General features: G+C 49.5%; 14 protein-coding genes. 11 read left to right on the top strand and 3 right to left on the bottom strand.

All coding sequences use genetic code 11. From position 1 onward, the window contains the following. The 4 genes from BOW06_RS13400 to BOW06_RS12105 all read left to right on the top strand — a co-directional run. The coding region (locus BOW06_RS13400) for a sulfur globule family protein (RefSeq protein WP_412072738.1) at positions 1 to 162 on the top strand (162 nt) is incomplete at its 5' end. 194 nt (positions 163 to 356) lie between these two features. Continuing rightward, positions 357 to 857 (top strand): hypothetical protein, encoded by a 501-nt coding sequence (locus BOW06_RS12115; RefSeq protein WP_043116902.1) that lies wholly within the window; start codon positions 357 to 359, stop codon positions 855 to 857. Positions 858 to 937: 80 nt separating this feature from the next. Continuing rightward, a complete protein-coding gene (locus BOW06_RS12110; RefSeq protein ID WP_043116901.1) occupies positions 938 to 1,291 on the top strand; it encodes a TfoX/Sxy family protein in 354 nt (117 codons plus the stop codon). A gap of 265 nt (positions 1,292 to 1,556) precedes the next feature. After that, the gene (locus tag BOW06_RS12105; protein WP_078453541.1) at positions 1,557 to 1,910 is read left to right on the top strand and encodes a hypothetical protein; all 354 of its coding nucleotides are present in this window, start codon (positions 1,557 to 1,559) and stop codon (positions 1,908 to 1,910) included. Between the two features lie 94 nt (positions 1,911 to 2,004). On the opposite strand, the gene lpxH is transcribed toward BOW06_RS12105, so the two are convergent. The 3 genes from lpxH to BOW06_RS12090 are packed head-to-tail and all read right to left on the bottom strand — an operon-like array spanning position 2,005 to position 3,856. Continuing rightward, complete coding sequence (lpxH, locus tag BOW06_RS12100) at positions 2,005 to 2,748, bottom strand: UDP-2,3-diacylglucosamine diphosphatase (RefSeq protein ID WP_052132120.1); 744 nt, start codon at positions 2,746 to 2,748, stop codon at positions 2,005 to 2,007. Continuing rightward, positions 2,735 to 3,226 (bottom strand): peptidylprolyl isomerase, encoded by a 492-nt coding sequence (locus tag BOW06_RS12095; protein WP_043116898.1) that lies wholly within the window; start codon positions 3,224 to 3,226, stop codon positions 2,735 to 2,737. Before BOW06_RS12095 ends, lpxH begins: the two co-directional genes overlap by 14 nt. A 24-nt stretch (positions 3,227 to 3,250) precedes the next feature. Next, a complete protein-coding gene (locus BOW06_RS12090; RefSeq protein ID WP_078453540.1) occupies positions 3,251 to 3,856 on the bottom strand; it encodes a peptidylprolyl isomerase in 606 nt (201 codons plus the stop codon). Positions 3,857 to 3,974: 118 nt separating this feature from the next. On the opposite strand from BOW06_RS12090, the gene cysS reads away from it, so the two are divergent. The 7 genes from cysS (at position 3,975) to ubiT (ending at position 9,706) form a co-directional block, all read left to right on the top strand. Next, positions 3,975 to 5,363, top strand: coding sequence for a cysteine--tRNA ligase (cysS, locus tag BOW06_RS12085; protein WP_043116895.1), 1,389 nt, complete (start codon positions 3,975 to 3,977; stop codon positions 5,361 to 5,363). A 4-nt stretch (positions 5,364 to 5,367) separates the two neighbouring features. Further along, complete coding sequence (gene ispG, locus BOW06_RS12080) at positions 5,368 to 6,582, top strand: flavodoxin-dependent (E)-4-hydroxy-3-methylbut-2-enyl-diphosphate synthase (RefSeq protein ID WP_078453539.1); 1,215 nt, start codon at positions 5,368 to 5,370, stop codon at positions 6,580 to 6,582. Beyond that, positions 6,582 to 7,079: a DNA-deoxyinosine glycosylase gene (locus tag BOW06_RS12075; RefSeq protein ID WP_043116893.1), complete on the top strand. Its 498-nt coding sequence runs from the start codon at positions 6,582 to 6,584 to the stop codon at positions 7,077 to 7,079. The genes ispG and BOW06_RS12075 overlap by 1 nt, the downstream gene beginning before the upstream one ends. Before the next feature lie 156 nt (positions 7,080 to 7,235). Continuing rightward, positions 7,236 to 8,261 carry a thioredoxin family protein gene (locus BOW06_RS12070; protein WP_043117754.1) on the top strand — a complete coding sequence of 342 codons (1,026 nt, stop codon included), beginning with the start codon at positions 7,236 to 7,238 and terminating at the stop codon, positions 8,259 to 8,261. A gap of 57 nt (positions 8,262 to 8,318) precedes the next feature. Then, on the top strand, positions 8,319 to 8,549 hold the full coding sequence (locus BOW06_RS12065) for a BolA family protein (protein WP_043116892.1): 231 nt from the start codon (positions 8,319 to 8,321) through the stop codon (positions 8,547 to 8,549). After that, complete coding sequence (locus BOW06_RS13375; RefSeq protein ID WP_078453538.1) at positions 8,501 to 9,058, top strand: SprT family zinc-dependent metalloprotease; 558 nt, start codon at positions 8,501 to 8,503, stop codon at positions 9,056 to 9,058. Before BOW06_RS12065 ends, BOW06_RS13375 begins: the two co-directional genes overlap by 49 nt. Positions 9,059 to 9,229: 171 nt before the next feature. Continuing rightward, positions 9,230 to 9,706 carry a ubiquinone anaerobic biosynthesis accessory factor UbiT gene (gene ubiT / locus BOW06_RS12055; protein WP_078453537.1) on the top strand — a complete coding sequence of 159 codons (477 nt, stop codon included), beginning with the start codon at positions 9,230 to 9,232 and terminating at the stop codon, positions 9,704 to 9,706. The last annotated feature ends 3 nt before the right edge of the window (positions 9,707 to 9,709 follow it).

Genomic DNA, 9,709 nt, shown 5'->3' with positions numbered 1-9,709 from the left:
GACACCAACAACAGCTACTACGGTCGTGGTTACAACAACTGGGACAACCGTTACAACAGCCGTAACGGCTACGGTTACGCTCCTTACGGCTACGCTCCTGTTGCTGCTCCTGTAGCTCCAGTTGCTCCTCAGGCGCCTATCGCTCCTGAAGCTGCCAAGTAATTAATACAGTTTAATTACTGTAGTTATTACAAAGAGAATGCCATCACCGAAAGGTGGTGGCATTTTTTTATGCATGGTGCCGGAAATTTGAGATACTCATTGTCAAATATCAAGCCAACGATGTGGTTCCATGAATGGATTAGGTGTTTCAAACCAACCCTCAATTACCGGCTATTGTGTTTCAAGGAAGAAAAATGCGTAAATTATTCATTATCGCAATAATACTGTTCCCTCCTGTCGTCTATGCAAATGTTGTGTGGCCGGCTCTTTACCTGGAAATCAGACTGTTTTCCTGGTGGGCCATTGGATTAGGCCTATTAGTAGAGTTTTTCTATGTTAAGTGGCTGTTTGCTCTGTCTGTAAAGCGATCGGCTATCGCCGATCTATCGGCAAATGCGGCATCTTCTATTGCTGGAATCCTGTTAATCCCATTAGCGGGTATTGCATGGGAGTTCTTCCCGGCATCGATTTATCAGCAGGCTTTCGACTGGGGCACATTCAACCCGGTAACTTGGGTTGCCACTTTTATTCTGGGCTGTTTTATCAATGCTGTGATTGAAGGCGCAGTCTATAAAAAATGGTTTGCTCCTCACTTTCGTTACAAGAGCAGAGAGTTTTTATGGCTGCTGGTTGCAAACGCCATTAGCGTGGGTGCAGCATATATCAGTTTCTTGATCGTGCCGTTGAAAGCATGAAACTGAATAAGCCTGTTCATTGCACATTTTCGTTGCCGGAGGCGACAAAGCCGTTTTCATATTGAGGCGATTGACAACAGATGAGTGATTTCGTTGATAACTTAAATGAGGTGTTTGCACTGTTTGGCCCGATCCAGACAAGGCGTATGTTTGGTGGCTATGGTGTATATCACGACAGTTTGATGTTCGGCCTGGTTGCTGATGATGTCCTCTATTTAAAGGCTGATGACAAATCCTCTGATGCTTTCAGCCAACTTGGCCTGTCGCAGTTCGAGTATGAGAAGGGTAGTAAAAAAGTGAAAATGTCTTACTACATGGCACCCGAGGAGATATTTGATGATCCCAACGAGGCCAGGGAATGGGCCACCCGGGCATTTGATGCTGCATTAAGAGCGCGCAAGCCGGGTTCAAAAAAAGGAAGTAAGAAAAAATGAGGGTGCTAATCTCCTCATCGTGTTGATCCATTCCCATGTAGGAAATTTCCTACAAAAAAATCAGAATTTTCCTGCAGACGCCGACCTGTCTGCACCCTATAGTAAATCCATGGCCAGAAGTACGGTCTGGAATGCGTACTGATGAACGGCTCAGGCCATTTATACTGGCTGTAACGAAATGTCGTTAGAGATTAAAGAGAACTTTGGACGCATTATATGAAGTCGCTGGATTAACAAATATCGTCAACAACAAGGAAGTAATATCATGAAAAAAACAAGTATTATCATTGCAGTAGCATTCTTATCTATAGCTAATTCTGCTCTTGCGAATTTCAGTGGAACATGGCAAACAACCTGGGGTGATTCAGGCGTAACAAGAATGACACTGCACCAGTCAGGTAAGAATGTCACTGGCACCTATACACATCAGAATGGCTTTATCGACGGTTATGTAGCGAATAAGAAAACAATGAGGGGCAGCTGGACTCAGTCTGGAAACAACAGGGCTGGCGTTGTTCAGTTCACACTCTCTCCGGATGGCAGAAGTTTCACCGGAAAGTACAACTACGATGGTGAAGACTCATGGACTGGTACCTGGAATGGCGTAAAAATTAAATAGACAGAACGCGGTATCGACAGGGTCAGGTGTGGTTGATGTGAGCAGGTGACATTAATCGTACCTGGCCCACTTGAGTCATTCAGTACTGCTATTTTCAGAGTAGCAGTTCTTCAATCCCATCCTGGCTAACAGAGAGCGCCATACCCTGATCTGAATGCCATTCACCGAGGACGATACGCTCACAGGTTTTACCATTGATTTCGAATTGGTGTCTTGCCTGCCTGTGAGTGTGGCCATGTATCAGGCGAGTAACATCATGCTTGTTCATAACACTTTCAACAGCAGACTGGTTAACATCCATTATGTCACCCGGCAGAAGTGAGGTGGCCTCACCACTCTGCTTGCGATAGTCTGCCGCAATCACTTTTCGCTCTTCCAGTTTGCGTCCGAGGAAGTCATTGGCAAAGGCATCGCTTCTGAGATATTCGCGTGCTTTCAGATAGCCGGTGTCATCAGTACACAGGGTGTCACCGTGCATTAGCAGCGTCTTTGTACCAAACAGATCAACGACCATTTCATCCGGAACCAGCTGGGTACCAGTGTGCCTGCAGAAATCATCCCCGAGCAGAAAGTCCCTGTTGCCGTGCTGAATCAGTACCTCGGTTCCTGATGATGTCAGCATGCCGATCTGAACACGAATATCCTGGTAGGGCGCCTCGTTGTCGTCATCACCGAGCCAGGCATCAAAGAGATCGCCAAGGATAAAAATGGCGTCTGCCTGGCGAGCCCGGTTGTTGAGGAAATTCAGAAAACGCTGCACCGTCGCCGGGTATTCCGGCGAGAGGTGCAGGTCAGAGATGAAGAGTATCTCGTTAGATTGTGACTCAGGCGTCGACAACTTCTGCCTTCTCGATCACGATGGGGTCGACTGGTACATCAGAATGTCCCGCAGTCACGCCGGTAGCAACACCCTTGATCTTTTCAACGACATCCATGCCATCGGTGACCTTGCCGAATACACAGTAGCCCCAGCCATCCTGACCCGGATAGTCGAGGAAGCCGTTGTTGGAGACATTAATAAAGAACTGCGATGTGGCAGAGTGGGGGTCCATGGTGCGTGCCATGGCGATGGTGCCTGCTTCGTTCTTGAGGCCATTCTTTGCTTCGTTTTCGATTGGCGCATTGGTTGTTTTCTGGCTCATGTCAGCTTCAAAACCACCGCCCTGGATCATGAAGTTGTTAATCACGCGGTGGAAAATGGTACCGTCGAAAAAACCCGAGGTGACATAGTCGAGAAAGTTCTTGCTGCTGATTGGTGCTTTCTCTTCGTCGAGTTCGATGGTGATGTCACCAAGTGTAGTTGTCAGTTTAATCATTTCTGTTCCTGTTCTTAATGTAATTTACTTAATACGTTTGATCGTGATGATCTCGACCTGTTCAATCGGTGCATCTGATGAGAATGGTCCACCTTTGCCGGTTTTTGACATGGCGATCTGATCAACAACATGGAGTCCGTCGGTCACTTTTCCAAATACCGCATAGCCTGCACTTCTGCTGCTCTTGTTGAGGAAGTCGTTATCACGATGGTTAATAAAGAATTGTGCAGTGGCCGAGTCCGGGTCGTTTGTACGTGCCATAGCAACCGTGCCACGCTTGTTCAAAAGGCCGTTGCTTGCCTCGTTTACAACCGGTTCGTTGGTCTTTTTCTTCTGGTATTTATTGTTGAAGCCGCCGCCCTGAATCATGAAGTCCTTGATCACGCGATGAAAAATGGTGCCATTGTAAAAACCTGCATCAACATACTCGAGGAAATTCATCACCGTGAGAGGCGCTTTATCCTGGTTCAGTTCGAGGGTGATGTTACCTGAGCTGGTCTCCAGTATGACGGTTACAGGGTTGGCGGGTGCCTGATCCTGTGCCTGGCCCTGGGGCTGATCTGTTGCCTGGCTGCAGGCCGTGATTGAAACAAGGCCGATTAGCAAAAACGAGCGTAGAAAAGTGTACATCGTGACTCCATGATAATTCGGAAAAAATGAAATGATACAGACGAAATGAGAAAAGCGGAAATGAATCCAGTAAACTAGGCCCCTGGAATTAATTTAGTATCAGCAAAAAGAGAATCTAATGCTTCGGATCTACAACGATCTCACCGGAAAAAAAGAGGAATTTCAACCAATTGAGCCGGGCAAGGTGCGCATGTACGTGTGCGGCATGACGGTTTACGACCTCTGTCACCTGGGCCATGCGCGCGTCATGGTGGTGTTTGATGTCGTCTATCGTTATTTGAAAGCAATTGGTTACGACGTTACCTATATTCGCAATATCACGGATATTGACGACAAAATTATTAATCGTGCCAACGAGAAGGGCGTCCCCTTTATCGAACTGACCGAGCATTTTGTCGACGAGATGCACCAGGATTCTGATGCACTCGCAATTCTGCCTCCCGATTCCGAGCCCAAGGCAACCGAGCACATGGATGAAATTCTCGCCATGATCGAGCGCCTGATCAGTAATGGCCACGCCTATGCTGCCGACAATGGTGATGTTTACTACGATGTGCGCAGCTTTCCTGAATACGGCAAGCTCTCCGGCAAATCGATCGATGATCTTGAATCCGGTGCGCGTGTCGAACCGGGCGATGCAAAGCGCGACCCACTCGATTTTGCCTTGTGGAAAGCAGCGAAACCGGATGAGCCTGCATGGGATTCACCATGGGGACGTGGTCGTCCCGGCTGGCATATTGAGTGTTCGGCGATGTCGACCTGTGCGTTGGGTGATACCTTCGATATCCACGGCGGCGGAGCTGACCTGACATTCCCGCATCACGAAAACGAGATTGCCCAGTCCGAAGGCGCAACCGGTCATCCATTTGTTAATTACTGGATGCATAACGGCTTTGTCCGTATCAACGACGAGAAGATGTCCAAGTCACTCGGAAACTTTTTTACCGTGCGCGAGATTCTGGACCGCTACCAACCTGAAGAGATTCGCTACTTCATCCTAACCAGTCAGTATCGCAGCCCGCTCAACTATGATGATGAGCACCTCGATAATGCACGTGGTGCGCTGGGGCGTTTCTACACAGCGTTGCGTGGCCTTGACCTTGATGGTGTCGAACCTGCAGGTGGTGATGTTTTCGTTGATAACTTTCACGCCGCGATGAAGGACGACTTCAATACTCCTGTCGCACTTGCCGCCATGTTTGATCTGACGCGCGAACTCAATCGTGCGCGCAAGGAAGATGAGGCCGCAGCTGGTGGACTGGCGGCTCAGCTGAAACAGCTGGGTTCACTGCTTGGAATTTTGCAACTCGATCCGGAAACTTACCTGAAAGGTGGTGACACTGCTGGTGGTCTTGCCGATGACGAAATTGACAGCCTGATTCAGCAGCGCCTTGATGCACGAGCAGAGAAGAACTGGGCAGAGGCAGATCGTATTCGTGACCTGCTGCAGGAGCAGGGCATCGTTCTGGAAGATGGAGCAGGCGGAACAACCTGGAGAAGAGGCTAGTCTAATGATCCAGCGGCATAAAACAGTTGCAGTCAGTGTCGGCGGTGTGGTCGTCGGCGGTGACAACCCGGTTGTCGTGCAGTCGATGACCAACACGGCAACCGAGGATATCAAGGCAACAATTGAGCAAACTGCGCAACTGGCGCAGGCCGGTTCCGAACTAGTTCGCATCACGGTCAACACCGAAGAGGCAGCAGCTGCAGTGCCGCACATTCGTGACGGTCTCGACAAGCTGGGCGTTTCTGTTCCGCTGGTCGGTGATTTTCATTTCAATGGCCACCGACTGTTGAACGATTTCCCGGCGTGTGCCGAGGCACTCGCCAAGTATCGAATCAATCCCGGCAATGTCGGCAGTGGCGAGAAGAAAGACCAGCAGTTTGCCGACATGATCGAAACTGCCAGTCGTTTCGACAAGCCGGTTCGGATTGGTGTCAACTGGGGCAGTCTCGACAAGCAGTTAGTTGTTCGCATGATGGATGAGAATGCAAAACTGCCTGAGCCGAAAGAGACCGAAGAGGTGATTCGCGACATCATGGTGGTTTCCGCACTTGAGAATGCCAGGCGCGCAGAAGAGCTTGGCCTTTCAGCTGGCAAGATCATCATCTCGTGCAAAATGAGTGGTGTGCAGGATCTCGTCGGTGTTTATCAGCGTCTTGCCGAACAATCCAACTATGCTTTGCACCTGGGTTTGACAGAAGCGGGCATGGGGTCAAAAGGCATTGTCTCCTCGACAGCGGCCTTGGCTATCCTGCTGCAGCAGGGAATCGGTGACACCATTCGTGTTTCACTGACGCCGGAGCCTGGCCAGTCACGTACCACCGAAGTCACCGTGTGTCAGCAGATTCTGCAGTCACTTGGTTTGCGCTCCTTTATGCCGCAGGTGATTGCCTGCCCCGGTTGCGGGCGCACGACCAGTACCTATTTTCAGGAGCTGGCCAAGGAGATCGAGGATTACCTGAAACAGCAGATGCCGGTTTGGCGTACGCAATATCGCGGTGTTGAGGAGATGGATGTTGCCGTCATGGGTTGCATCGTCAATGGCCCGGGTGAATCCAAGCATGCCAATATCGGTATCAGCTTGCCGGGCACGGGTGAAAGCCCGGCTGCACCAGTGTTTGTTGACGGCAAGAAATTCAAAACGCTGAAGGGCGAGGGGATTGCTGCCGAGTTCAAACAGATTCTCGACAGCTATGTGCAGGATCACTACACCACAAGATAATGCCGGTCAGTTTTCCGCCTCTCTGTGGTGAGCAACCAGAAATCCTGATTCTCGGCTCAATGCCGGGAATCAAGTCATTGCAGGAACAGCAGTACTACGCCCATCCGAGAAATGCTTTCTGGCACATCATGGGTGAATTGTACGGTGCCGGCTTTGATCTTCCTTATGAGGAACGCCGGGAGATTCTCAGGCAGCATCACATCGCTCTGTGGGATGTGCTCGGCTATTGTGAACGCGAGGGCAGTCTCGATAGTTCAATCGAGTCAGCCAGCGAGGTGCCGAATGCAATTCCCGAACTGCTGCAAGAGCATGTCAGTATCAATCGTGTTCTGCTCAATGGTGGCAAGGCTGCCAGTGCTTTCCGTAAACACATCCTTCCATCTCTGCCTGTGACGCATGACTACAAAATTGTACAGATGCCATCGACTAGTCCCGCTCATGCGAGGATGTCTCAGGCAGAAAAGCTCGAAGTCTGGAGAGAGGCTCTGTTGAAATAGTGTAGTTTAAGGTTAATCACGCCTCATCACGGGCTTGAACCGGGATCTAGCCATGACAAATTTTACTGCATCAATATCTAAATCCTTAAGATTAGGCTTATTTTTCACACCCAATTTCCGCTATGCTTTATGAATAAACAAGGTGGATGGAACATGATGAAAAAAATAATCACACTTCTTATTCTGCTGGCATCACCCCTCCTGTTTGCTGCGAGTGAAACAGCACAGCTTGATACAGGTCTTGTGAATCCCGGTTATCACGATAAACCAGAATGGTTCAAAGAGTCCTTTCTCGATATTAGTGAAGATATCGAAGGGGCGACTGATGCAGGCAAGCGAGTGATGCTCTATTTCTATCAGGATGGTTGTCCCTACTGTGCCAAGCTGTTGCATGACAACTTTGGGAACCGTGATATCGCTGATAAGACGCAGAAGTATTTCGATGTCATCGCTATCAATATGTGGGGTGATCGTGAAGTCTCGGGTCTGGATGGCGAGGCAACAACAGAAAAGGCTTTCTCACAATCATTGAAGGTGCAATTCACACCAACCCTGCTGTTCCTCGATGAGAGTGGCAAGGTGCTGGTACGTTTGAACGGCTACCTGCATCCACACCAGTTTGATGTTGTTCTTGATTACGTGGCACAGCGCAAAGAGGGCCAGATGTCGGTGCGAGACTATGTTGCTTCCATCAATCCACAAGCAGCCAGTGGCAAGCTGCATATGGAGCCCGGCTTTATTCAGTCACCAGTCAACCTGGCAGCTTTAGATAAGGAAAAGCCGGTGCTGTTGCTGCTGGAGCAGAAAACATGCGCAGCCTGCGATGAGTTGCATCAGGATATTCTGCAACGCAAGGCTGTACGTAAATCCCTAGAGCAGTTACAAGTTGTGTTGCTGGATATCTGGTCTGAAGAGAAGATCACCGGGTTTGATGGAGTGGAAACCACCTCACGAAAGCTTGCTGAACAACTGGGTGTCCACTATGCCCCAAGTATGCTCTATTTCGTTGCTGGCAAGGAGGCATTTCGTACCGAGGGTTACCTGAGAGCCTTCCACGTCCATGGCGGCATGGATTATGTACTGGGTGACGCTTATATAGAGCAGCCTGAATTCCAGCGTTATCTTCAGGATCGTCGTGCCGAATTTGAAGCACGGGGAATTCATGTCGATCTGTGGGAGTAATCTGCGGGATGATCTTGTTATAATTGCTTCAGTCACTATTGATCTGAGTAAAGTAAAGTGGAAACAGAAGCGGTTAAAGCATTGATACAACAGGGAATGCCTGGGGCGGATATCACGGTTACAGGCGATGGACGTCATTTCGAAGCTGTCATAGTCAGTCCTGAATTCGAAGGAAAGTCACTCATCCAGCGCCACAAGATGGTGATGGCGACTGTGCATGACGAAATCACTTCTGACACATTACACGCCCTCTCGATCAAAGCCTACACACCAGAGCAGGCAAAGTAATCTCGCAACTGTCGCACAACAGACGTGAACTGGTCAGGGACAAGGTTGTTGAATGCCTGGAGCTCGCTGCAAACCATTTTGACGAATCGTTCACACTCCCCGAGATACGTTTTGATCTGCATGCGCGTGCCGCCGGCCAGTTTCGTTATGGCAAAAACCTGCAACAGTTAAGATTTAATCCCTACCTTTTCTCTACAGGCTTTGAAGTGAATCTCGACACGACTGTTCCGCATGAAGTGGCGCACTATGTCGCGTTTAACCTCTTCGGGCGCGTCAAACCACATGGAAAAGAGTGGCGGGAAGTTATGAAGCTGTTTGGCGTGCCTGCCGAAGTCACTCACAGCCAGAATGTGAAAATCCCGGGATTGCGTCGGGAGAGGCGCTGGAGCTATCAGTGTGACTGCCAGCAGCATCAGCTGACTACCAGGCGGCATAATAAAGTTGTGTCAGGGAAAATGCGTTATAGCTGCCGCAGATGTGGGCAGCCATTACGACAGGCGGCTTCCTGACTGGTGACGGATTTTTGATATAGGTCATATACCGCCAACAGTAAGGGTGTTAGTTTTTACCTCCTTGAAAGTCACAATGGTGCGTCACCGCTCATTTCTACGAGCAGGGGCTCTGTTGCCAGTGTGCCAGTTCGACTGATCATTATGATCCGGTCGTGAATCGGAGTTGTTATGTTGCACAGACTAATTCGCCGCTTACCGCGTCCACCGCAGGCTCCAGCCAGGTTTATGCTGGAACAGTTTCTCAACAAAATTTTTGCCACAGCCATCGCTGAAGAGGAACTGGATTTTCTCAATGACAATGTTTTCCAGGTCAGGGTAGATGGGATTCCGATGGAATTTGACCTGACACTGAAAAATGACAAGCTGAAATTGTCACACGTCTCAGATCAATGGGATTTACGCATCACTGGCAGTGCCTATGATTTCATGTTGCTGGCAGCACGCCGTGAAGATGCCGATACACTCTTCTTTCAGCGTCGTATCACAACTGAAGGCGATACCGAACTGGGCCTCTACCTGAAAAACTTTCTGGATTCTCTGGACCTCTCCGATCTGCCTTTTTCAAAATGGCTTGAGCAGGGCCTGAATGGTGCAATTGCAATGCACGACAGGTTTGAGCCGCTCGGCCGTGCCCTGCAACGCTGATTA

This window comes from Solemya velum gill symbiont (assembly GCF_002020255.1).
Classification (GTDB): Bacteria; Pseudomonadota; Gammaproteobacteria; order Chromatiales; family Chromatiaceae.
The sequence above is the reverse complement of the archived record's forward strand: the minus strand, read 5'-3'. Positions and strand labels throughout refer to the sequence as shown.

Coding starts and splice junctions, on each gene's coding strand:
- BOW06_RS12070 (WP_043117754.1), top strand. CDS start 7,236: ATGAAAAAAATAATCACACTTCTTATTCTGCTGGCATCACCCCTCCTG.
- cysS (WP_043116895.1), top strand. CDS start 3,975: ATGCTTCGGATCTACAACGATCTCACCGGAAAAAAAGAGGAATTTCAA.
- BOW06_RS12075 (WP_043116893.1), top strand. CDS start 6,582: ATGCCGGTCAGTTTTCCGCCTCTCTGTGGTGAGCAACCAGAAATCCTG.
- BOW06_RS12115 (WP_043116902.1), top strand. CDS start 357: ATGCGTAAATTATTCATTATCGCAATAATACTGTTCCCTCCTGTCGTC.
- BOW06_RS12090 (WP_078453540.1), bottom strand. CDS start 3,856: ATGTACACTTTTCTACGCTCGTTTTTGCTAATCGGCCTTGTTTCAATC.
- BOW06_RS12110 (WP_043116901.1), top strand. CDS start 938: ATGAGTGATTTCGTTGATAACTTAAATGAGGTGTTTGCACTGTTTGGC.
- ispG (WP_078453539.1), top strand. CDS start 5,368: ATGATCCAGCGGCATAAAACAGTTGCAGTCAGTGTCGGCGGTGTGGTC.
- BOW06_RS12105 (WP_078453541.1), top strand. CDS start 1,557: ATGAAAAAAACAAGTATTATCATTGCAGTAGCATTCTTATCTATAGCT.
- BOW06_RS12095 (WP_043116898.1), bottom strand. CDS start 3,226: ATGATTAAACTGACAACTACACTTGGTGACATCACCATCGAACTCGAC.
- ubiT (WP_078453537.1), top strand. CDS start 9,230: ATGTTGCACAGACTAATTCGCCGCTTACCGCGTCCACCGCAGGCTCCA.